21 protein-coding genes are annotated in these 21,346 nt (G+C 70.4%); 12 read left to right on the top strand and 9 right to left on the bottom strand.

Going from position 1 to position 21,346, the window contains the following annotated elements; genetic code table 11:
- Positions 1-315 precede the first annotated feature (315 nt).
- Positions 316-1,437, top strand: coding sequence for a sensor histidine kinase (locus ACLZN2_RS46090; protein ID WP_416986026.1), 1,122 nt, complete (start codon positions 316-318; stop codon positions 1,435-1,437).
- A 37-nt stretch (positions 1,438-1,474) separates the two neighbouring features.
- Here ACLZN2_RS46090 and ACLZN2_RS46095 read toward each other — a convergent pair whose 3' ends face one another.
- Both ACLZN2_RS46095 and ACLZN2_RS46100 read right to left on the bottom strand, forming a co-directional pair.
- The gene (locus tag ACLZN2_RS46095; protein ID WP_416986027.1) at positions 1,475-2,080 is read right to left on the bottom strand and encodes a response regulator transcription factor; all 606 of its coding nucleotides are present in this window, start codon (positions 2,078-2,080) and stop codon (positions 1,475-1,477) included.
- Between the two features lie 159 nt (positions 2,081-2,239).
- A complete protein-coding gene (locus ACLZN2_RS46100; protein ID WP_416986028.1) occupies positions 2,240-2,464 on the bottom strand; it encodes a hypothetical protein in 225 nt (74 codons plus the stop codon).
- A 1,525-nt stretch (positions 2,465-3,989) separates the two neighbouring features.
- Between ACLZN2_RS46100 and ACLZN2_RS46105 the strand changes: the two genes are divergently transcribed.
- Both ACLZN2_RS46105 and ACLZN2_RS46110 read left to right on the top strand, forming a co-directional pair.
- On the top strand, positions 3,990-4,853 hold the full coding sequence (locus ACLZN2_RS46105) for a hypothetical protein (RefSeq protein WP_416986029.1): 864 nt from the start codon (positions 3,990-3,992) through the stop codon (positions 4,851-4,853).
- A gap of 206 nt (positions 4,854-5,059) precedes the next feature.
- Positions 5,060-5,929: a universal stress protein gene (locus tag ACLZN2_RS46110; protein WP_416986030.1), complete on the top strand. Its 870-nt coding sequence runs from the start codon at positions 5,060-5,062 to the stop codon at positions 5,927-5,929.
- Positions 5,930-5,993: 64 nt separating this feature from the next.
- On the opposite strand, the gene ACLZN2_RS46115 is transcribed toward ACLZN2_RS46110, so the two are convergent.
- Together ACLZN2_RS46115 and ACLZN2_RS46120 are read right to left on the bottom strand one after the other, a co-directional pair.
- Positions 5,994-6,203: a hypothetical protein gene (locus ACLZN2_RS46115; protein WP_416986031.1), complete on the bottom strand. Its 210-nt coding sequence runs from the start codon at positions 6,201-6,203 to the stop codon at positions 5,994-5,996.
- A gap of 88 nt (positions 6,204-6,291) precedes the next feature.
- Positions 6,292-7,143 carry a class I SAM-dependent methyltransferase gene (locus ACLZN2_RS46120; protein WP_416986032.1) on the bottom strand — a complete coding sequence of 284 codons (852 nt, stop codon included), beginning with the start codon at positions 7,141-7,143 and terminating at the stop codon, positions 6,292-6,294.
- Positions 7,144-7,273: 130 nt separating this feature from the next.
- Here ACLZN2_RS46120 and ACLZN2_RS46125 point away from each other — a divergent pair, with 130 nt between their 5' ends.
- Positions 7,274-7,852, top strand: coding sequence for a hypothetical protein (locus ACLZN2_RS46125; protein WP_416986033.1), 579 nt, complete (start codon positions 7,274-7,276; stop codon positions 7,850-7,852).
- Here ACLZN2_RS46125 and ACLZN2_RS46130 read toward each other — a convergent pair.
- Positions 7,842-8,669 (bottom strand): glycoside hydrolase domain-containing protein, encoded by an 828-nt coding sequence (locus ACLZN2_RS46130; protein WP_416986034.1) that lies wholly within the window; start codon positions 8,667-8,669, stop codon positions 7,842-7,844. The two genes, ACLZN2_RS46125 and ACLZN2_RS46130, sit on opposite strands and share 11 nt — an antisense overlap.
- A 560-nt stretch (positions 8,670-9,229) precedes the next feature.
- On the opposite strand from ACLZN2_RS46130, the gene ACLZN2_RS46135 reads away from it, so the two are divergent.
- Positions 9,230-10,120, top strand: a complete 891-nt coding sequence (locus tag ACLZN2_RS46135) for a YihY/virulence factor BrkB family protein (protein WP_416986035.1) — start codon at positions 9,230-9,232, stop codon at positions 10,118-10,120.
- A gap of 120 nt (positions 10,121-10,240) precedes the next feature.
- On the opposite strand, the gene ACLZN2_RS46140 is transcribed toward ACLZN2_RS46135, so the two are convergent.
- Complete coding sequence (locus ACLZN2_RS46140; protein ID WP_416986036.1) at positions 10,241-11,356, bottom strand: mechanosensitive ion channel family protein; 1,116 nt, start codon at positions 11,354-11,356, stop codon at positions 10,241-10,243.
- A gap of 395 nt (positions 11,357-11,751) precedes the next feature.
- Here ACLZN2_RS46140 and ACLZN2_RS46145 point away from each other — a divergent pair, with 395 nt between their 5' ends.
- The 5 genes from ACLZN2_RS46145 to ACLZN2_RS46165 all read left to right on the top strand — a co-directional run bounded on the left by ACLZN2_RS46145 (position 11,752) and on the right by ACLZN2_RS46165 (position 15,032).
- Positions 11,752-13,173 carry an SGNH/GDSL hydrolase family protein gene (locus ACLZN2_RS46145; protein WP_416986037.1) on the top strand — a complete coding sequence of 474 codons (1,422 nt, stop codon included), beginning with the start codon at positions 11,752-11,754 and terminating at the stop codon, positions 13,171-13,173.
- Between the two features lie 172 nt (positions 13,174-13,345).
- On the top strand, positions 13,346-13,744 hold the full coding sequence (locus ACLZN2_RS46150) for a hypothetical protein (protein ID WP_416986038.1): 399 nt from the start codon (positions 13,346-13,348) through the stop codon (positions 13,742-13,744).
- Between the two features lie 129 nt (positions 13,745-13,873).
- The gene (locus ACLZN2_RS46155; protein ID WP_416986039.1) at positions 13,874-14,020 is read left to right on the top strand and encodes a hypothetical protein; all 147 of its coding nucleotides are present in this window, start codon (positions 13,874-13,876) and stop codon (positions 14,018-14,020) included.
- On the top strand, positions 14,017-14,595 hold the full coding sequence (locus tag ACLZN2_RS46160) for a PRC-barrel domain-containing protein (RefSeq protein WP_416986040.1): 579 nt from the start codon (positions 14,017-14,019) through the stop codon (positions 14,593-14,595). Before ACLZN2_RS46155 ends, ACLZN2_RS46160 begins: the two co-directional genes overlap by 4 nt.
- A gap of 5 nt (positions 14,596-14,600) precedes the next feature.
- A complete protein-coding gene (locus ACLZN2_RS46165) occupies positions 14,601-15,032 on the top strand; it encodes a PRC-barrel domain-containing protein (RefSeq protein WP_416986041.1) in 432 nt (143 codons plus the stop codon).
- 454 nt (positions 15,033-15,486) lie between these two features.
- Here ACLZN2_RS46165 and ACLZN2_RS46170 read toward each other — a convergent pair whose 3' ends face one another.
- The 3 genes from ACLZN2_RS46170 to ACLZN2_RS46180 form a co-directional block, all read right to left on the bottom strand.
- The gene (locus tag ACLZN2_RS46170; RefSeq protein ID WP_416986042.1) at positions 15,487-15,786 is read right to left on the bottom strand and encodes a hypothetical protein; all 300 of its coding nucleotides are present in this window, start codon (positions 15,784-15,786) and stop codon (positions 15,487-15,489) included.
- A gap of 226 nt (positions 15,787-16,012) precedes the next feature.
- Complete coding sequence (locus ACLZN2_RS46175) at positions 16,013-16,174, bottom strand: hypothetical protein (protein WP_416986043.1); 162 nt, start codon at positions 16,172-16,174, stop codon at positions 16,013-16,015.
- A gap of 223 nt (positions 16,175-16,397) precedes the next feature.
- Positions 16,398-18,197 carry a copper resistance CopC/CopD family protein gene (locus tag ACLZN2_RS46180; RefSeq protein ID WP_416986044.1) on the bottom strand — a complete coding sequence of 600 codons (1,800 nt, stop codon included), beginning with the start codon at positions 18,195-18,197 and terminating at the stop codon, positions 16,398-16,400.
- A 976-nt stretch (positions 18,198-19,173) separates the two neighbouring features.
- On the opposite strand from ACLZN2_RS46180, the gene ACLZN2_RS46185 reads away from it, so the two are divergent.
- Positions 19,174-20,991, top strand: coding sequence for a chloride channel protein (locus ACLZN2_RS46185; protein ID WP_416986045.1), 1,818 nt, complete (start codon positions 19,174-19,176; stop codon positions 20,989-20,991).
- 86 nt (positions 20,992-21,077) lie between these two features.
- On the top strand, positions 21,078-21,323 hold the full coding sequence (locus ACLZN2_RS46190) for a hypothetical protein (protein ID WP_403834196.1): 246 nt from the start codon (positions 21,078-21,080) through the stop codon (positions 21,321-21,323).
- Positions 21,324-21,346: the final 23 nt, after the last annotated feature.

The following is a 21,346-nucleotide window of genomic DNA, read 5'->3' on the forward strand; positions in this document are numbered from 1 at the left end:
CGGGGGGGCGCCCGCCACCCCACCCGGGTCTCCTGACAGGTGTACGTCTCCAACGCAAGAAGAGGCTCCTCACACGCAGGTTTCGGACTACTACGCCTGTAGAGTCGCGGCACCTCGCACAGGGAGGAAGTGAGATCTTCACCAATCCGCTGTGTGACGCCTGTTCCTGGAGCGCGTCCTGTCGACTGTCGGCCCGGGACGCGGTCGTGGCAGGATCGGCCCGTTGTGGTGGAGATGCGGTGCGAAGGGGACAGTGGCATGGCCGGGGCGGTGGCGCACAGGGGACCTGATCGACCGTTCACGGATTCGGTGGCCGTGCCGGCCGAGGTGGATCGGGAGCGGCTGGCGCAACGCCTGTGTCTGGTGGCGCTGGCCGCGGCCGCGGGCATCGTCTTCATCCGGATGGCGCGCGAACTGCAAGGCAGGCAGGTGCAGTCCGGGCTGCTCGCGGTGAGCTGGCTGCTGGCCGGTCTCCTCCTAGTGACGCTCCTCGGGCAGTACGCGAAGCGCCGTTCGCCGGGATACCGCTCTCTCCTGTTGGCAGGTCAGGTACTGCTGACCTATGTGCCCGTGCTGATCTTCGACGAGATCTGGCTCAGCGTGCTCGGCCTACTGGCCGGAGTCGTGCTGGTGGCGCTGCCCCGGCCGAACGGGTTGGTGGGGGCCGCCCTCGTCACGGCCACGGGCCCGCTGGCGGTCTTCGCGCTGCCCGTCAGCAACCGTACGGCGCTCGAGGTGGGCGTCAGGACCGTCGTGGTCGGCCTCGTGGTGTACGGGGTGGTGCGGCTGTCCTCGGTCGCCGCGCAGGCGCACGCCCTGCGGTGGCAGTCGGCACGGCTCGCCGTGCACCGGGAGCGTGTGCGCATCGCCCGCGACCTGCACGATCTGCTCGGGTCCGCGTTGTCGGCCATAGCCACCAGGAGCGAGACGGCGGCTCGTGAACCGGACGATCCCGCCACGAACCGTGAACACTTCCTCGACATCGCCGAACTGGCTCGGCGCGCCTTGGGCGAGGTGCGCGACATGGTGCGGGATCAGGTCTCCCTCGCCCTGGCGCAGGAACTCGAATCCGCTCGCACAGCCCTGGACACGGCAGCGATCCGGGTTCGGATCAGCCGGGAAGGCCCCAACCTTCCCCCCGACCTGGAGAACTGCCTCAGCGCCGTGCTGCGCGAGGGTGTGGCGAACGTGCTGCGCCACAGTCAGGCCAGAGCGTGCTCCATCACGGTTCGGTGCACGGACGACACGGCTGAGCTCACCGTCGAGAACGACGGTGTGGAGCCTCGCGGAGTGTCACACGGCCACGGCGGCCTGGGAAACCTGGCGGCACGGGTGGCGGTGATGGGCGGAGCACTACGGGCCTCGGTCTGCGGCGCGGAGGGTTTCCGGCTGCGCGTGGTGGTGCCGACGAACGAGGCGCGTCGAGGAAGTCACTGAGCTTTCGCCGCTCTGCCGACCATTTCCTGAGCCACGCTCAGATCCAGCCGCACCGCTCTGCGATACGTACGGCGTCCACCATCGTCCGTGCCTGCAGCTTGCCCATGACGTCCGAGAGCCGGTTGCGCACCGTCCCCACGCTCAGCGACAGCAGGACGGCGATGTCCCGCGGGGCGAGACCCTCGGCGGTGGCCCGCAGGATCTCCGCCTCCCTTTCGGTCAACGGGCACTCCCCCAAAGCCCAGAAGTCCTCCGTGAGTTCGGGTTCGATGGCACGGCCACCGGCCGCCACCGTGCGCACGCCGTCGAGCAGTCTCTCGGGCGTCGTGGTCTTCAGGAGAAACCCGGTGACCCCCATGTCCAGCGCCCTGCGCAGATGTCCGGGGCCGTCCATGCCCGTGAGCAGGAGCGGGTGGCAGGTAGGAAGATGCGTGCGCAGCAGGGCGGCCGCGGCCAGACCGTCCAGGCCCGGCATGCCGATGTCGAGAACGGCCACATCCGGTGCGTGCTCCAGTGCTGCCGGGAGAACCTCTTCCCCTGAGCCGACATGCACGACGACGTCCACGTCGAAGGCGCTGTCGAGCAGGGAGACCAGCCCGGCACGTACCACGTGGAGGTCCTCCGCCACCAACACCTTGATCATGTTCGCAGCATCAGGCAGTCCCGGCCTGTTCGCAAGCCGCGAGCAGGCTGGTCTCCCGCCCTCACGCACACTCCTCGGCGCAGATGCCCGTCTCGATCCCGCCGTGGTGAGCCCGACCGGGACCGTTCCCTCGAACGTCGCACCTCGCAGCCACACAAGCTAAGGCAGCCTGTACTCCGTGCGCTCGGGGTCGGGGCGAATGATGACTCCTTCGTCGGTGAGCTCGCGCAGGGCCCGTCGAGCCTCCTTTTCACCGGCCTTCGGTGTGGTCGGCTCGTGGCCGGCGACGCGTAGTGCCAAGGCTGCCCTTGAGGGATCCCACACACCCCCCAGGGCCCGCATCACCGCGGCCAAGGCTTCCTTGTGTGTCAGGGGCTTGCTCATCTTCTGCTTCCTTTCCGGAGCCTGCACCGGGACGGTGGTGGGGTTCCACGGCCGGGCGGTTGCTCGCCGGGCAGCGTACCTTCGGTGTGCGCGAGTGTCGGCGGACAGGGTCCGGTTCTCCTCTGTACGAGCCGGAAGTACTGCCGCAGCGCTGCCTCGTGCCTCCGTCGCCCACCGGACTCGAGGTGAGAGGCCTTGATGGGCGTATGCGCTGACAAGTGTGAAGATGGCAGCGTCGGGGACAGCAAGGGGCGTCAGGTGAGTGCGTGGACGTGTGAGGCTTGTGGCGGAGCAGTGCCCCAGGCCGAGGAGGAGACCACGGCCGCAGCGGTGCGCAGGCACGCACGCGTGACCGGGCATCCTCCGTCCAGTGTGCGCAGAGAGTCCTCCCGCGGGATGACACAACGGTGGCGTACGCCCGAAGACCGCGAACGGGACCGGGAGCGGGAGCAGGAGCGGGAGTCCGCACGGCTCCGTCACCCCGCCCCGGCCGAACACGAACAGCCTAGACCCGGTACGACACGAGGCGCCTCACCTGACCGGGTGGCCGACCACGCCGGGGAATCGGGGCCCTCCAGGGTCATGCGCTGGGTTCTCGACACCCTCCGCGACAGCGTGATCCTTCAGTGCGTCGTCGCGGCGGTTCTCGTGCTCGCGCTGGGCGTGTTGGCGGTTGTGTCCACTGCGGAGACAGGAGACGCGTCGGCGTCCGGAGATGCGTCAGCGAGTTCGTCCTCCCCTGGGCAAAACCCTGTTCTCGACTCGCTCTCGCTGTCCGAACTCCCGGGCAGGAGTCGGGGCGATGCCTGGGACGCGGTGGCGGACAGCCTGGACGACGGCGAGATCCGTGTCCTGGACCGTGTGACAGGTCTGCCATTGAGGTTCGCGTACGAGGGTGATCCGCGACGCGACCAGTGGACGGTGTGTACCGCGGAGTTGACCAGCGGCTCACTCGATGAGCCGGGCTGGCTGGTGACCGTGGCAATAGCGAGTCCTCACGACGGCTGCCAAACGGGCTCTCACGAACCAGAAGCCACTCCGGAAGACCGATCCGGTGCGGAGGACGAAGTTCGAACGCCCGGGGTCGAGGACGACGTCACGCCCGCCACACCTGGAGCCCCGGACCGGGGCTCCAGGACGGGCGTCCGCCCCGGTTCCTGGTGCGGTGACGCTGGAGCCTACGGTTACACGGACGCCGGAACCCGTATGCAGTGTCGGTACGGTGCGGGCAACGACTACCGGTGGCGTCGCGCCGGCTGACGAATGGATGGTTCTCCTGGCCGGTCGGCCGCAGACCGACGCTCGTCGCTTCCGCCCCTGGCAGGACCGGCATCGAAGCACTGGCGGCGACAACTGCTGATCCGCGAGGTCGTGGGGCCGCGAGAGCGAGTCCGTCCGACAACGAGCCGCCGCACGTCGATCTCCACGAGGCGACGTACGGCGGCACGACGGTGCCAACACCCGGTGCAGGCTGGGAGCATCCTGGGCGGAAGAATGCTGTTCAGCCAGGCGTGTCGTGGTTCCGGTGCGGCACGGCACCATGTGGAGGGGAGTAGACGTGACGTTGGCCATGTGCCCGTTGTGCAGCGACGACGAGGACATCGAGCTGGTCCGCAACCTTGAGGGCGGGCGTCGACTGGTCAGGCACCGGTGCGGTTACGCGTGGGAGCATGGAGAGCCTGACGGCCCGAAGAAGCAGCGACCGCGTGCCTTCGACGATCTCAGGGCCCGCTTCCCCAAGGCAGAGGACGTAGAGCCCGACGTGTTGGAACGCGCAGATCGCCTCAAGGAACGGTACCTCGCCACCAGACCCGGCTTCGACCCCGAGGTGGCGGCCTACTGGGAGAAGTACCAGCGGATCTTCTCGCCCGACGGGTTGCGCACGTGTGACCCCCGCCTCCTGAAGGACTTCGCCAATTCCGACGTCGGCGCCCACCCCGGCAACCAGTCCGTGTTCAACGCCGCGTGGAACTCCATGGGCGACGCGGCGGCCGCGGAATCGACGCGCCGGACGATCGAGCACCTTCTCCACGGGCCCGACGACGTTCCCTGCGAGGATCGGCTGCAAGAGCTCCTCGACGGCACGAAGTCGTTCGCCATGACCGGCTTCAAGGAGGCCCTTCTCACGCGGGTTCTCTGTGTGACGCAGCCCGGGCGGTTCCTGTCGATCCTCAAGTACACGACCGAGGCGGGCGGCAAGCGGGAGATCGCACGAAAGGTCTACGGGCTGGAGCTGCCGGCGCCGGAATCGGTGAACTGGACGCTCGGGCGACTCATCTTCTGGAGCAACGACCTCTTGTACACACTTGTCGGTGCCGGGTTCGCCAATCAGCAGCACTCCGCGGCATTCCTGTGGTGGGCCAAGGACCAGCTCGACGAGTCCAGCTAGACGCACGTCCGCCGACGCCGGCCGCCGACGCGGTCCCAGCCGCAGCAGCTCGGTCCAGGCTTGGCACGACCGGCGCGGGGTACCCGGTTTCCGTCAGGAGTCCTGGAAGGTCACACCTCTACGGAACGCGGTTGAAGGTGTCTGGCCCGTGACGACCGCCGGACACCAGCCGCGCGCTGAAGGGTCGGGCGGAGGGGAGAGCAAGCGTGGACACGGGACCCGTTGTCGTCGGGGTCGGCGACTTCAGCGGTCAGGAGGGCGTCGTGCTGTACGCCGCCCGTGAGGCCGTGATGCGTTCAGCGCCCCTGCGCATCGCCCACGCCGTCACTCTGCCGAGCTCGTACGGGCGCAGCCACGCGAAGGAGACCAGAAGGGGCGTCGTGAACCGGCGCGCTGTGCTGGTGGAGCGACTCGTGGAGACGGTCCGCTCCGCCTTCCCCTCGCTCGTCGTGGCCAGCGGTTTGACCTTTGACGATCCCGTGCGGCTCCTGGCGAAGCAGTCGGCTGAGGCAGTGCTTGTGGTGCTGGGCCGCGGAGACAGGGGATTTCCGCGTCTGCCTCTCGGCTCGGTGAGTCTTCGTGTCGTCGGTCAGGCCCAGTGCCCGGTGTTGGTATGGCGGCCAGGCGGAGCCGGTGGCGTCCAGGACGACCGCGTAGTCGTGGGTATCGACCGCGTGCACCACTCTCCCGAGGTCCTGGAGTTCGCGTTCGCCGAGGCCGATCGCCGATCGGCCCATCTACTGATCGCGCACGCCCTGCACCGGCCGACACCGTCGCCTCTCCCCCACACCGGCACGGCGGCGAGACGCCGGACACGGGAGGCCGAGGAGGCGGCCCGGAGCTTCCTCGACGAACGGATCGGCGAGGTCGGTGGGCGGTATCCGGGCGTGACAGTCGGATTGCGTCTCGGCTGGGGACGTCCGGCGCGGTGCCTTGTGGAGTCGTCCGAGGATGCCGCTCTCCTCGTGATGGGCTCTCGCAGGCGGTCCGGTCGACGTCGGCTCCTGCTCGGCTCGGTGAGCGCCGAAGTCCTGCACATGGCAGACGGTCCCGTCGCGGTCGTCCCCACGCGGTGAGATTCGGGCATGCTCCCGCCAACCAGAACATCTTCGCCCTCTCCGGCATGCGCGGATACCCGGGCTACCGGCGCTGCGGGAAGGCTCCTGCGGCAGGGTTGTCGGTCAGCCACCGCCGGCACACGTTCCAGTGATTGTCCTTGCCGCCGGCGTCGTCGAACGTGACCACGGCCACCACGGGCCCGCTGCAGTTCGGGCTCGACGCGGAGTGCATGCTGCACTTGCGGCTGCTGTCGGGCGAGACCTCGTCGATCGCCGTGATGACGGATTTCATGGGCGGCAGCCTATGAGGCTCCGTCGCAGGCGTACACGTCTCCGGCGACAGGTGCGGAGAGAAACCCGGGCAGCGACGCTCTGGCTCGTCACGGCGCGGTGGCGGTGACGAGCCAGGTCGCCGAAGCGTACTCGACGCCCTGCGGTCCCTCATGCGCCTCGATGGTCTCCCGAAGGTCCGCCAGCGCTGTGTCCCGGGCCGAGTGGTCGAGGCCGTCCAGCATCCAGCCGAGGAGGCCGAGGACGAAGCGGTACGCACGGTCCGTGTCGGGGCCGAAGTACATGGGGCCCTGAAGGGATTCCACGCTCGGGCCGGCGAACCCGGCCCGAGCCAGCAGAGTGCGGGTGCGCTGCGGGTCGGCCAGGGAGAACGGTCCCGGGGCGTCGGGCGGAGGCGTCGGTAGTACCCGACCCGCGGCCATGGCCTTCGTGAACGCCCCGAACCATTCGTTGCGCGGCGGCGCCTGCCACACCAGTTGCACGAAGCGGCCTCCGGGGCGCAGAGCCCGGGCGATGTTACGGAACGCGGCGACGGGGTCGCCGAAGAACATGGTTCCGGTCCTGCTGATCGCCACATCGAACGCTTCGGAGGTGAAGCGATGCGTCTGGGCATCGGCCTGGAGGAAGGCCGCGTTGTCCAGGTGTTCCTCTCCCGCCCGCAGGCGGGCCATCTGAAGCATCGACGCGGACAGGTCGACCCCGAGGGCCTCACCGGCGAGGGCGCGACGTGCCGCCTCACGCGTGGTCTCACCCGTACCACAGCCGACGTCCAGGACCCGCTGTCCCGCGCCGACTGCCGACGCTTCCAGGAACCGTGTCCGATACGACCGCAAGGCCCGGTCGAACTGGTCCGCGTGCTCGGCCCAGTAGGCGCCCTCGTCCCCGTCCCACGCTCGGGCCTGCTCGTCGTTGGCCGGGTCGACATCCGGCGCGCTGGTCATGGCCGTCACCGCCCGCCCTATACTCCCAATGGGACTATCTACCTGATTACACCCCAAGGTAGATCATCTCAACGGAAACCCCGCTCACGACCACCTCGTACGCGATCCTCGGCCTGCTCGCCGTGCGCCCATGGAGTACATACGAACTCACCCGGCAGATGGACCGGAGCCTGGGCCGTATCTGGCCCCGGGCGCAGAGCAAGCTGTACGTGGAGCCCAAGAAGCGGGTCCGTCACGGGCTGGCCCGCGCGTCCGCGGAGGGCGTCGGGCGACGCCCCCGCACGGTCTACAGCATCAGCGCCGACGGCCGGCGCGCCCTGGCCGAGGGGCTCCGCCGCCAGGCGCCGACCCCGTACTGGAGTCCGAGCAGCTCCTGCAGGTCTTCTTCGCGGATTCGGGCACCACGTCCGACACCCTGGCCACCCTCGACGCCGCCCGCGCCTGGGCCGTCGAACGCAACGCGGACAACCTCACCACCGCCCGCGCCTACGCCGAGGGCCGGGCGCCGTTCCCCGAGCGTGCCGCGCAGACGATGGTCGTGGGTCGTTTCCTGACGGAGTACTACCGCCTCGTGGCCGCCTGGGCCGATTGGGCGACCGATGTCGTCGCGCGGTGGCCCGAACAGCCCTGCGACGCCGAAGCCGACCCGGCCGGGACGCTGCGCCGGGCCGACTGGTCCAGCCGGGGACCCGATGGGCTCAGCCGATGATGGCGACGGGCGCGTCCCACGCGTTCCGGTCCACGGTGATGGTGTAACCGCCGCGCTTCTCCTTGCTGTTGACCATGTACTGGTGTCCCCGGCTGTGGCCGGTGAACTGCTGGGAGCCCCACGGCCAGTCCGAGGTGGTCGTGTTCTTCTTGTCCCAGAGCGCGTACCAGAGGTTCCCCGGCAGGTCCTTCTTGTTGGTCGCGGTGGCGATCGCCTTGGCACTGGAGCTGCTGAAGCCGTAATAGCCGGCGCGATACGTCTTCGCGCGCAGGGTCTTGGTGAAGGAGCGGACGTAGGTCAGCACGGCGTCGTTGCACGACTTGTCGGTGATGTCGTACGGCTCCATGTCGAGGTAGATCGGGCTGCCGGCCTTCATACGGAGGGCCGACGCCCTGGCCACGGCGTCCTTGGCGTCGCTCGCGCCGAGGGACGCGGCGGTGGACGCGGTGAGCCGTTCCGGGTTGGCGCTCTTCTGGCAGGGCGGCTGGGCTCCGACGTAGATCGGGATGAGCTTCCAGCCGAGCGAGTCGACGGACTTGACCCAGGACGCGGTGAGGTTGGGCTGGTTGCAGCCGCGGTTCTTGCCGCCGACGTACACGGCGGCGGCACCGTAGAAGCCGGTGTGCCAGGCTTTCATCGCCTTCAGCGAAGGGGCCGTGCACGTGTCGAAGGCGCGTCCGGTGTGTGTCCTCTGCGCCGGCCAGGTCGTGGCGGCCATCGAGGTCTGCGCCGCGATCCCGCAGCCCGCGACCACTGCGGCACCCGCCACGCCCCACGCGACGTAGCGGCCTTTCCTGGACAACCGATGGCTGGACATCCCCACCCCTTGATTCCATGTCCCGGGCGCGCCGGGCATGGCACACCGCAACCCGTACCGGCCCGCACCCCGGGAACTCATTTCCCTGATCACCGCAAGACTTGCCCGAGGCCCGGGAAGATCTCAAACGAGAAGAGCCCGCTTTGACCTCCCTTTGGGCAATCGGTGATCAACCTGTGCCCGGCGGGCTCCTGTGGGCACAGCGAACCCGGCGATCTTCCGGTCGCCCGTGCGGCCGGTCTCGCGCCGACCCCGATCCTGGACAGCGGGGAGACAGGGACTGGTGCCGAAGAACCCCTTCGCGGCCCTCCGACTCGCGGCCCATGCGTCGGCTTCGAACGCGTGACGGCGTCGGCCGGCGCATGACGTCACTGCGCTCCGGCCATACCGCCTCATGTCGTCGGGGCCGACGCAGACTGCCCGGCGGCCCCCTGACGTCCGCATACAGTCCCCCGTACTCTGGCCCTGTCTGCCAGGAACCGCAGTCCATTTGCACACCCCCGCGCGTGAGGCCGGCCCGCTCCGGCGCCGTCATGTGCGTTTCACCGACGGGACACAGCGTGACCGACGACCAGCCTCCGACATCCGCGGGCCGCCGCCCGCGTCCGGTGGCGGGCTCCGGCGGGCACACCTGGCGGACCGCGCTGCGCAGGACTCCCGCGGCGCTGTGGAGCGAGGACGCGACGGACTGGGCCGCCGCGCTGACCTACTACGCGGTGCTGACCATCTTCCCCGCCCTGCTGGTCACGCTTTCGGTGATCGGACTCGCCGGCACACCGGGCACCCAGCATCTGGTCGACCAGGTGGCCGCCGTCGTGCCGGCCCGGTCACGCCCCGCCATCCTGCGGGCTCTGCAGAGCATGGCCGACCAGCAGGCACCGGCGAGACTGCTGGCCGCCTTCGGCACTGTGGCCGCCCTGTGGTCGGCCTCCAGTTACCTGAGCGTCTTCCGCCGCGCCCTGCACGCCATGAGCGGCGTCAGGGACCGCCGCCCGCTGTGGAAGAAGGCCCCCCTGACCGTGATCAACGCGTTCGTACTGCTGACGTTGCTGGTCTCCAGTGCGGCTGCACTGGTCCTCACCGGGGACGCGGCCCGCGCGGCGGGCCGGGTCATGGGAGTAGACGGTGCCGGCGTCACCGCGTGGAACATCCTGAAGTGGCCGCTGCTGGCCTGCCTGGTCACCGTGCTGGTCCTTGTACTGTTCCGCTCCGGGCAGACCACCGCCTACGGCCTGCGCCAACGGGCCGTGGGCGGCCTGCTCGCCGTCTTCCTGTGGCTGCTGGCCTCTGCCGGTTTCACTCTCTACACCACGTACGCCGGCGCCTACGACCGTCTGTACGGTTCCCTCGCGGGCCTCGTCGTCTTCCTGGTCTGGCTGTGGGTGTCCAACCTCGCCCTCCTCGCCGGAGCGCAGTTCAACGCGGAACTCGCTGCCCTCCGTCGGCCCTGACCCGCCTCTCCCGCGCAGCTGGCGGTGTTCGGCTGTTCGGCCTGACTGTGGGGGCGGCCGAACGGGGCGGCGGATGACGCGGACAAGGCGACGGTGGCGGGCGCGCGCGTCCGCCCCGCGCTACCGGGAGCTCGGTGTGCCTGCTGCGGGGATCGGCATCAGGGCTGGACCTGCGCCCTTCTCTCCCGGCCCGCACACGGGCGCCTGGTCCTGCCGCTGCACGACCACTGTCCGCATCGGGAAGGGGATCTCGATGCCCTCGGCCTGGTAACGCCGGTGCAGGCGTTTGATCAACTCGTGTTTGACCAGGTACTGGTCGGCGAACTCACGGGCTCGCAGGATCACCGAGAAGTCGACGCTGGACTCCCCGAACGTGTGGAACCGGACGGCCGGTTCATGGTCGGGGACTCCACCGGGAACCTCCGCCATCACCTCAGCGGCCACGGCGACCGTCACCTTCTCGACGTGCTCCAGGTCGCTGTCGTAGCCGACGCCGACCTGTACCAGCACCGACATCTGCTGCTCGGGCTGGTGGTAGTTGGTCATGATCGCCCCGGCGAGCTGGGCGTTCGGGATGATCAGCAGGTTGTTCGGCAGCTGGCGCACCACGGTGTTGCGCCAGTTGATGTCGACGACGTAGCCCTCTTCGCCGTTGCCGAGCCGGATGTAGTCGCCTGGCTGCACCTTTCTCGACGCCAGGATGTGCACCCCCGCGAACAGGTTGGCCAGCGTGTCCTGCAGTGCGAGCGCCACCGCGAGACCGCCGACGCCCAAGGCGGTGAGGAGCGGGGCGACCGAGACGCCGAGTGTCTGCAGCAGGACCAGGATGCCGATCGCGAGGACCGCGACGCGGGTGATGTTGACGAATATGGTGGCCGAGCCGGCCACTCCGGACCGCGAGAGCGCCAGAGACCGGATCAGGGCCGCCGCGGTGCGGGCCGCGGTGACCGTGGCGGCCAGGATGAGCATGGCGACCAGCACCATGTGGAGGATGTGGCGAGCGGCCACGGTCAGCGGCAGAGCCGCGCCGGCCGCCGACACCCCGGCTGCCAGGGCCGCCCAGGGCACCAATGTCCGCAGCGCGTCGACGGCGATCTCGTCACCGCTCCACCGCGTGCGGCGGGCCCGCTCCCCCAACCATCGCAACACCGTCCGTGCCACCAGGCCCGCCGTCGCGCCCGCGGCCACCGCGACACCCGCCACCATCGCATCGTGCAAGGTCAGAGCCCTGGTCATCGCCCACCCCTGCCGCTACAGGGCGCCGTGGGGGCCTCGCGTCCCAGGCCTGCAAGCGGCTGCGCCGCTCCCGCCTCAGCCCTCGACATATGCGCATACTTTCTCAACATCCTACAAACTACCTATTTCTGGTATCACGGTCTTGTAATGCCTTCGGCAGTCCCGGCAACCTGTCTCGCAGCCCTGCCCGGCTCCCGGCCCGTCTGCCCACTACTCCCGGGTCCATGCCGCCGGCAGTGGATCCAGAAGCCAGCCAAGTCCGACCGCTCGACCGCGTTGACCCAGTAGGGTCACAGTCCCGCCGTGACAGCCGGCACCGGATGTTCGTAGCCCGCCTGCCAGACAGGTCGAGCCTCCGACGACCGCGCCGGACGCCGGCCGAGCGAAGGAGCCGTATGCGCCCGTGGCTTCGCCGGATACCGTCCCTCCTCGCATACACCGCCGCCGTCCTGGCGGTGGCCACGCTGTCCGTATGGCTGTCGATCCGCGTCACACCCCTGCAGACCGTCTCGCCGGCCGGCCAGACCGTGCAGGTGGGCGCGGCCACTCCGGACCTGAGCATGTCAGGACCAGGCGAACTCGACCTCTTCGGTCAGGTCATCCCCACGCGGCCCCGGTTCGAAGGCCCGATCCGCCCCCGGCTGAAGGTCACGCAGATCTCCCTGAACGCCCAGGCCAGTGCTCTCACCGAGCCAGGAGGCGCCCAGGCCGCCGGGAAGGAACTGAGTGAGCAGCTCACCTCCGCCTGGACCCGCTACCTGCTGTGGGAGACGCTGATCGCCGTCGGATTCGCGGCGCTGATCGCCGTCGCGATCACGGGCCTCCGCCGCTCCAGCCGTACGGCGACACTGCGGACACTCGCGTTCGCCGTCGGAGGTGTGTGCGCGCTCAACGCCCTCGGCGTCTACCTGCTGGCCTCCGGCACACCCGCAGCGCTGCGACACGTCCGAGGCATCGAGGACATGGTGGGTCCCGGCACGCCCGCACCCGTGCAGGCTGTCGGCGCACCCGCCCGGCCCGGAGTCCAGGCCGTGGTCATCGGAGACTCCACCGCGGCCGCGATCGGCAACGCCCCTCTGGACGACCCCACCGCCGCGGACAAGGCGTGCGGACGCACCAAGGACGCCTACGCGGTGTACCTCGCCGCGGCGAACAACTGGAACACCCTCAACCTGGCCTGCAGCGGCGCCACTATCCGCGACGGCCTCCTCGGCCCCCAACAACGCGGCACAACCGAAGTACCTCCCCAACTGTCGGCCGCACTGAAGGCCACCAAGGCCTCGGTGACCATTGTCAGCATCGGCGCCAACGACATCCACTGGTCCACCCTGACCGCACTCTGCGCCGCCGCGAACGCCTGCGACGACAAGGCGTCCACCGCGTACTTCCAGCAGCAGATCGCCGCCTTCACCACCGACTACTACGACCTGCTCGGCAGCCTGGCCGCACTGTCCCAGCATCCCCGGATCCTGATCAACGAGTACTACAACCCCTTCGGTGAGAACGTGAGCTGCCTGAAGGACCAGCACGTCACCGCCGCCAAGGCCAAGATCCTCAAGTCCCGCCTCGACGAACTCAACTCCGTGCTGCGCCAGGGCGCGCAGACCTTCGGCTTCACCTCCGTACCCCAGCACTTCGACGGCCACCGGCTCTGCAGCGACCAGCCGTTCGTCCAGGGACCCGACGCCAACGCGCCCCTGCACCCCAACGCGGCCGGCGAACTCGCCATCGCCCTCGCCGACCAGCAGGCACTGACCCGCACCGGCACCCCGCCCACGACGCCCTCCCCCAGCACCACGGCACCGACAGCGCCGTAGCCACGCCCGGGAGCGCACGACGTCCACCCACACCCCCCGGAAACCGACGAACCGTCACCCGGTCTGGTTCTGGCTGCTGCCCGCCCTGACCACCGCCAACCCCGGCAAACGGGCCGTACTGCTGCACATCGCCCGCCCGGACAGCAGCCCGGCCGGATTCCTCCGCATCACCGTGCGCACCTGGATCGCGTACGCCCCGCTCGCCCTGATCTGGCTCACGGCGGCCCAGTACACCCGTGACGCCCTGCTCCCCGCCCCCGTCGGCACGCTGCTGCCCTACGTCACCGCCCTCGCCGCCCTCCTGCTGTGGGGCTGGGCCCCGTTGGCGGTCCTGCTGCGCCTCGACAGCCCCGCACCGCACGAGCGCTGGTCCGGTACCGTCCATCACGCCCTCCCGACGCGTGAGCCCGGCGCGGCCATCGGCTCACCGCCGGTCCCGCCGCAGAGCATCCCCGAAGAGGGACCGGAGCTGTCCGCCCCGGCCTCACCGCTCCTGCCCGCCGAGCACCACGCCGTACCGCGCACCGAGCCCCGTCAGCACGGCGAACCCGACCGGGCCGACACGGTGTGAGGATCCCCCCGGGCATACGGGGGTACGCGAGCATCGCACTGACGGTCTCTGGACAGCTCCCTGTCCGGGAGAGATCCTGTTCAGGGAGCGTGGCGGGACACCCCCGGCTCCGAGGCGGAGGTGCCTGCGGTGGACTGGTGGTTCTGGCTCATTGTGGTCGTGGTCCTGCTCGCCGCCGTGGCCGGGACGGCCGTGGGCGTCCAGGCGAAGCGGCGTCGCGGCGGTGTGGTCGTCGTGCGGCGTTCTCGCCCGAAGGGGAAAGGCAACACCGCGTGAGTACGCTCATGCTGGCATCGGAGATCACCAGGCGCCCCGTGGTGACACTCGGCGGTGAGATCGTGGCCCGGGTGAAGGACGTCGTCCTCGACGGGCGCGCGGGCCGGATCTCGGGCTTCACCCTCAGCGGCCTCGGGCTGCTCTCCGGTCCCCTGCGCCAGGCACTGCCCTGGGAAGCCGTGACGGGCCTGGGGCCCGACGCCGTGATGATCCAGGACGAGACAGCGTTCCAGGACCTGGACGAGGTGGCGGAACCCAAAGAGGCGGCCGGCGGTGACGTCCTCGGGGCACGGGTCCTCACGGACTCCGGTACGGACCTGGGGCAGGTCGCCGATGTGGTGATCGAGGTGACCGCGTCGCAGGCGGTCGTCGCGGGTTACGAGATCGCCCCCGGCGAGGCACTCGCCGGCCGGAAACGCGCCACCGTGTTCATCCCCCTGGCCAGGACCATCGCCGTGTCCGGCGAGGCGCTCGTCGTCCCGGCCGCGGTCGCCGACTACGTGACCGACGACCTCGTCGCCCTCCACAAGGCGATACCCGAGCTCCGCAGCCGTATGAACGGGAAGAAAGCCTGAGCCCGATGCTGCTCTCCGAGATCACGGACCGACCGGTGATGGACACGGCGGAGGCGCAGAGTATCGGCCTGGTCGACAGCCTGGTGATCGCGCCCCGCCCCGCCCGAGTCCTCGCCCTGCGGCTGAAGAAGACCAACGGTGGCGGCACCCTTCTGACCTGGCAGTACGTGCACGCCATTGGCCCGGATGCGGTCATGGCCCGAGTCAACATACGTGAGGAGGACGAGGAGGACCTCACCCAGCACGCCGCCGCATGCCGAAACCTCCTCGGGCGGCGCATCCTGTCGGAACGCGGCACCGAGGTCGGCACCCTCCAGGACATCGACTTCGACCCCGAATCGGGCCGGATCCTGAGCCTGCTCACCTCATGCGGCGCTCTTCCGGCACCCGCGCTGATCGGCGTCGGCGCCTACGCCGTCATCGTCCAGGAAGCGTGAAGGGCCCGCCTGCCGTGCTCTGTTCGGCGCCATGCCACCGCGAACCATGGCACAGCCGACGCACGATGATGGCAACGACGGGCAGAGAGTCGCTGACACGCGGCGTGGCGCCGAAGACCCGGGCAGCCGCAGCGGACACTCGGCTCAGGGAACTCCGGGCATCCACCACGCACGAAGAGCGCCGACGGGGCCGCCGTACCGGTCCCCTAGGGGCCAGCCGGTGGAGACCCTGATGGCCCCGACCGACGCCGCCGTACACCCAGGCGGGTCCTCCACCGTCTGCGCAGCAGGTCCCCGACTTCCCCCACGCACACGAGGAACGCGGCCGAAGCCCCGCACTGTGCCGGCGAGGCGGGTTGGTCGAGCGCCCGGCCCAGGAGCCACAGCACAAGCGCGAGCGCCAGCCACCAGGCAGCCAGCGACACCGCGACCCTCCGTAGCCGGGGTCCGCCGGTCACGGGGCGACCTTCCCTGCTCTGGCGGTGGCGAGGGCCATGTACGTGCAGCCCCCCAATGCTCCTGCGGCCGCGACGGCGGTGGCCGCGAAGGTGATCGAAGGCGGTGCCTGGCACAGGCGGGGCAGCGCGTTGAGGGGCGCGACGGCGTAGAGGGAGAGCAGGGCCCAGCCAAGGGGACGCGCATCGGCGGCGAGCCGGCTTCGCAGCCGGTCCGGCGCGTGTCCGGCCACCAGGGCCGCCCCCGACGGAAGCAGGGTGAGGGAGAAGAATGCGAGGCCGGTCAGCTGCCAGACCATGGTGCGGGGACTCCTGTCGTCGAGGGCGGCTCTGCGCGACGGACAGCGACCGCCGCGGCACGCGGGCCGTCAGCGCCGTGCGAGATCGTCGGCCGCACCGCATCCTCACACCGACCGCAGTGGACTGTCATTGCCGCCTTCCGGCAGTCTTCACCGAAAAATAGGTGCGGCATCGCAGCGCCGCTGCGACTCCTCGTCGCCGACGCCCTCCGTCGCCCTTGGGGAGTCAGCGCCGCTTGCGCCAGACATGAAATCCCCCTCCCTGCCACTCGACGAGCGGTGTGGCCCCGGCTTCCTCCCACTCCAGCGCGATACCGATCCGGTGGACGACGGCGAGGACGTCCGCCAGGCTCCGCGCCAGGGCCACCACCTGGCCCCTGACCGACACGGGGCGCCCCCGGTGTCGAGGGGCTCGTGGACGACGACGGGCGCCATCCTTCCCCCTTCCCGCCCAGGGGGGCGAGGGCAGTCCCAGGGGCCAGGCCCCCGGGACCTCGACCGTCGCGACATGGGCAAGTCGGGCACGTGTCGTTGGTCTTCCAAGTCCCTCGCCCCCACCGGATCGCATCACAGCAAGTTTTGCACAATGCAAACCATGGGGCGAGAGGCAGTCAGGGGCCGATATGGACCGGCTTCTCCACGGTGACCTGGTCGATCTCCGAGACCCTCACGGTGACCCGCATCGTCCACGTCCCCTCGGCCGGAAGGGTGAGACTGTCGCTCCCCCAGTAGCCGCGCTCGTCCACGAGCCCCGCATCCAGGGGACCCACGCCCTTCCCGGCCAGGATGAACTTCAGGCGCAGTTCAGGTACGGGGACGAGGCCGCCGTCGGCGCCGTAGACAACCGCCTGAACCGCGTTGCGGCCGACACGACCCGGTTCCAGGACGATCTGCACCTTGCCCCTTCCCAAGGGGCCCAGGGTGGTGCTGCCGGTGTCGAAGGGGACCACGGAGAGGGTCTGGGTGGGCTGACCCGGTACAAGAGCCGCCAGGCCGGCCGACTCCTCGGCGGCCCGGCCGGTTGGGGTCCCGGTCAGCATCGTGGTGAACACCAAGACCACCATGCCGACCGCCAGCTCGGCCAGGACACAGCGACGCAGTCCGCGCCGCCGTGCCGCCTGCTCCGTCTCCGTACCGGGCGTGGAAGGGGCGGTGCCGGAGGAGCCGTCGGCCTGTCCGCCACCCACCGCGACCGGCTCCCGCTCCGGTTCGGGCTCGGGCGCGGTGAGTAGCCGCGCTGTCCAACGCCGTGACCGAGCGGCCACCGCCAGCACCACCAACACCGTCCACACCTTGAAGGACAGCGTCCGGCCGTACTCGGTGTGCAGCAGCGCGTCCCAGGAGCCCAGCCCGCGCCACGACTGGTAGACACCGGTCGCGGCGAGCACCGTCACCGAGACGAACGCCAGCCGGGAGAAACGGGCGACCGCGGCAGGCGGGAGCGGATCCTCGGCCGGCGCCCGGTACAGAGCCGTGATCAGGGCGGCCAGCCCGCCCAGCCACACCGCCATGGCGAGCAGGTGCAGTGCGGTGGAGACGACCGCGACCGGAACCTGGACGCCGACGGCGGCGTGCTCGGCCACGACCCAGGTCGCGGCCAGGGCAAGGGCGAGCAGGACGCCCGCCGCCCTCGGCGTACGCCGGTCGACCCCCTGCCGGACCCTCTTGCTCCGCACGAGCACGGCCAGCACGAGGAGCAGCCCCAACCGCGCCAGCAGGGCGGCGCCAGGCCTGCTGGCCATCGTGCTGCTCAGCAGCCGCGGGTTCAGTACTTCGTCCGGCCCCTCGCCGCTGTCGTACGGTCCGCGCAGCAGCAGCGAGGCGAGGGTGGCGAGCGCGATCACCCACCAGCCTGCCACGAACGGGCGGCGCACGACGCGCCGGGCGGTGTCCGTCGGCCAGCAGGCCAGGACGAACACGGCGATGCCGATGAGCAGTGCCAGTCCCGCGTAGGCGGCATGGCGCGCGGTGTCGTACGGCAGGCTGGTGGCCCTGGGCACGGACAGCGGACCGGCGACGACGGCCCGAGCCGGCGAGCGCTTGCCGACGGAGAAGGTGAAGGCCCCGGTGACGGGGTGGCCGTCCGCGGACACCACACGCCAGGAAACGGTGTACGTGCCCTGCCCCAGCCCGCTCACAAGCGGAACACGGGCGGTGTTGCCCTGTCCGTCGGCGTGCTCCGGATCGCCGGCCGTCGCGGGCCTGTTGTCGGGGTCGAGGACGCGGAGGGAGTTCTCGACGAGGGCGACGTCCTCGTCGAAGGTCACCGTGATCTGCCGTGGTGTGGTCTTCAGCACGGCGCCCTCGCGGGGATCACTGCTTTTGAGCACCGCGTGCGCGGAGGCGGGGGCCGCGCCGGTGAAGAGGGCGCCCACGAGTGCCGCCAGCAGCACGAGGAGGGACAGGGCCACGCAGCAGGCACCGGGGGCCGACCGGCCCGAGGGGGCGAGAGGCGTCAGCGGGGCGGCTGGGGCGCCGACCCCCCTGGCAAACGGAGGCAACGACAAGTAGGGACTCCGGATACATGGGACCGGGCGGGCTTCGGCCTGCCCGGGGTAGGGACGAGTGGACCAGGGCGGTGAGGTTCACCGGTGGTCCCCTGCGGGGCCGTGCGCGTTCCGGAGGCCGGGACGGGACCGGCACGAGAGGTTCCGGGTACGGCATCGCTCCCGGGATGGGGGACGCCGGAAGTACCGGACGCGCCAGCAGTCGGGCCTTGACCCGCCTCAGCCATCCGCCCACGGCCTCCATGGCCCGTCGTGTCATGTGGAGCGCCGACTTGGCAGCCTCCAGGGCCGCATCGGCCCGGTGCAGCACCCAGGCCAGCAGGAGCGCGACTCCCACGTGCACGGCCGTCATCACGGCAGAAGCCTGATGCCAGGCGTGAGTGTCGGCCGAACCCGGCACCACGGGTCCGCTCAGGGCCCCTGCCGTCGAGCCGGTGTGCGCGACGTGGGCGAACGGCTCCCCAGGGGCGCGGGCGAGCACCAGATGCAGTACGCCCTGGACCGCCAGCGTGCATCCGGCCATGACCAACGGGGAGAAGTGCCGTCGGGCCGCCGGCCACACGCAGACGAACTGCAGGACCAGCGCCGCGAGGAGTCGCCCGGACACGGTCGCGCCCCCGGCCGCCTGGTGCCCCAGCGCCGCCAGCACACTGCCCGCCAGGGCGAACACCCCCGCACGGACACAGGCGCCCAGCGGATCGACCCGCTCTCCGCGCACCGAGGGCGGGAGGCCCGCGAGACCGACGCTTCGCACGACCCGTCTCCTCCCTCAGGTCCGGCTGCCGTTCTCGGGGGTACGGCGGCAGCGCCCTCGGCGTTCACCCCCCGCACCGCACCCTTGACATGTTTTGCATAATGCAAACGTATGGAAGGGGTAGCAATGCACGCCATCGAGACGACCGAGGACGAAACGGCGGCGGCCCAACGCGCACCGGGGGCCCAGGCCCCCGGACGAAGGCTTACGCGCCTGCGCTCCGCCTCCGGGAGCCTGCCGGTTCTGGCCGCCCTGACCGGCGCCGGGGCCGGTGTCGGCTCGATCGTCTTCCGCTGGTGCATCGGCGAGTTCACCCGTCTCTTCTCCGGCCACGACGACTACGCCGCCGCGCCCGGCTCCGGCAATCCCCACGTCCCGTGGCTGGGGCCGTTCTTCGTACTGCTCGCGCCCGTGCTCGGCGGCCTGCTCTACGGGCCGCTCGTCCACCGCTTCGCCAAGGAGGCCCGCGGACACGGGGTGCCCGAGGTGATGCTGGCCGTCGCCCAGCGAGGTGGACGGATCAGCCCCAAGGTCGCCGTGGTGAAGACCCTGGCCTCCGCCCTGACCATCGGCTCGGGCGGCTCGGTGGGCCGGGAGGGGCCGATCGTGCAGATCGGCTCGGCACTCGGCTCGACCCTGGGCCGCGTGGCACGGGTGACCGAGGGACGGATGCGGCTCCTGGTCGCCTGTGGCGCGGCGGGCGGTATCGCCGCCACGTTCAACGCGCCACTGGCGGGCGTCTTCTTCGCCATGGAACTGATCCTGGGCACGTTCACCGCGGAGGCGTTCGGCGCGACGGTACTGGCCAGCGTGACGGCGAGCGTCATCGGCCGGGCGGCCTTCGGTGATGTGGCCTTCCTGGCCCTGCCGGGATTCCATGTGGACCATCTCGCGCAGTACGGGTTGTTCGCCGTACTGGGCGTCCTGGCCGCTGCGGTGGGGGCGGGCTTCTCCCGTTTCCTCTACCTGATCGAAGACGCCTGCGACTGGCTGTGGCGCGGACCCGAGTGGCTGCGCCCGGCGGTCGGCGGCCTCGCACTCGGCCTGGTGCTGCTCGCCCTGCCCGAGATGTACGGCGTCGGCTACCCGGTGCTGCAGAAGGCGACCGAGGGCGGCTACGCGGTCGGCATCCTGCTGTTGCTGCTGGCGGGCAAGATGCTGGCGACGAGCCTGACGATCGGCATCGGCGGCTCGGGCGGCGTCTTCGCCCCCAGCCTGTTCATCGGCGCGATGCTGGGCGCCGCATACGGCGCCGGCGCGCACGCCCTGCTGCCCGGCACGGCCGGCGCGGTCGGGGCCTACGCGCTGGTCGGCATGGGCGCGGTCTTCGCGGGTGCGGCCCGTGCACCGATCACCGCCGTGGTGATCCTCTTCGAGCTCACCGGCGAGTACTCGATCATCCTGCCGCTGATGCTGGCGATCGTGCTCGCCACGGCCACGAGCCGACTGCTGTCCCGCGACACCGTCTACACCCTCAAGCTGCGCCGCAGGGGCATCGACCTGGAGGGACCCGCGCCCGGCGCCCCGCTCGGCACCCAGCGGGTCGGCGCCGTCATGGAGCCGCTGCCCTCACCCTTGCCCTCGTCGACGCCGCTCACCGACGCCGCGGACCTGCTGGGCCTCTCTGGTCACGGCGCCCTGCCCGTCGTGGACGACACCGGGGCTTACGGGGGCGTGGTCACCGCCCAGGCCGTCGCCGAGGCACTCGCCGAGCAGCCTCAGACCGCGCCTACCCGGGTCGGGCAGCTGGCCCAGCGGCCGTCCCCCGTCACCACCGACCAGTTCGTGGGGCAGGCGCTGCACACACTGCTCTCAGCGGGAGGCACGGGAGTCCCGGTCCTCGACGACGCCCGCGAGAAGCCCGTGGGCTGGCTCAGCCACCAGAACGCCCTGCGTGCCCTGCACTCGGGAGCCTCGCAGTCCGCCTCGTCGGCCACACCCTGAGGCGTGGGCCCTTTTTACTTAAATTGCACTATGCAAAAATAGGAGGAGGCAATCCCGATGGGCTCCATCAACCCCCGGAGGCGACCATGACCACCGACCACGTCCGACGCGCATACTCGTTCGCCTGCCTCGACTGCGGGCACGGCTGGGAAGGTACGTACGACATCGACGTGACAGTGGACGAGCACTCCCGGATCACAGCCAAGTACCAGGTCGACGGCGAACGGGTGCCCTCCCCGCTCCAGTCACCCCAATGCCCGGCCTGCGAGGGCCACAAGATACGCATCATGCGCCCGGGGCGCGTCGCCTCGGCCCACCTGTACGAGACGTGAGCGACGGCGGCACGCGACCGTCA

The organism is Streptomyces sp. T028, from assembly GCF_048159505.1.
Lineage (GTDB): Bacteria > Actinomycetota > Actinomycetes > Streptomycetales > Streptomycetaceae > Streptomyces.

Excerpts from the sequence above, each read along its gene's own strand:
- ACLZN2_RS46165 (WP_416986041.1), top strand. The coding sequence starts at position 14,601 with ATGCTGCTCTCCGAGATCACGGACCGACCGGTGATGGACACGGCGGAG.
- ACLZN2_RS46145 (WP_416986037.1), top strand. The coding sequence starts at position 11,752 with ATGCGCCCGTGGCTTCGCCGGATACCGTCCCTCCTCGCATACACCGCC.
- ACLZN2_RS46170 (WP_416986042.1), bottom strand. The coding sequence starts at position 15,786 with ATGGTCTGGCAGCTGACCGGCCTCGCATTCTTCTCCCTCACCCTGCTT.
- ACLZN2_RS46190 (WP_403834196.1), top strand. The coding sequence starts at position 21,078 with ATGACCACCGACCACGTCCGACGCGCATACTCGTTCGCCTGCCTCGAC.
- ACLZN2_RS46095 (WP_416986027.1), bottom strand. The coding sequence starts at position 2,080 with ATGATCAAGGTGTTGGTGGCGGAGGACCTCCACGTGGTACGTGCCGGG.
- ACLZN2_RS46120 (WP_416986032.1), bottom strand. The coding sequence starts at position 7,143 with ATGACCAGCGCGCCGGATGTCGACCCGGCCAACGACGAGCAGGCCCGA.
- ACLZN2_RS46125 (WP_416986033.1), top strand. The coding sequence starts at position 7,274 with ATGGAGTACATACGAACTCACCCGGCAGATGGACCGGAGCCTGGGCCG.
- ACLZN2_RS46100 (WP_416986028.1), bottom strand. The coding sequence starts at position 2,464 with ATGAGCAAGCCCCTGACACACAAGGAAGCCTTGGCCGCGGTGATGCGG.
- ACLZN2_RS46185 (WP_416986045.1), top strand. The coding sequence starts at position 19,174 with ATGCACGCCATCGAGACGACCGAGGACGAAACGGCGGCGGCCCAACGC.
- ACLZN2_RS46140 (WP_416986036.1), bottom strand. The coding sequence starts at position 11,356 with ATGACCAGGGCTCTGACCTTGCACGATGCGATGGTGGCGGGTGTCGCG.
- ACLZN2_RS46115 (WP_416986031.1), bottom strand. The coding sequence starts at position 6,203 with ATGAAATCCGTCATCACGGCGATCGACGAGGTCTCGCCCGACAGCAGC.
- ACLZN2_RS46130 (WP_416986034.1), bottom strand. The coding sequence starts at position 8,669 with ATGTCCAGCCATCGGTTGTCCAGGAAAGGCCGCTACGTCGCGTGGGGC.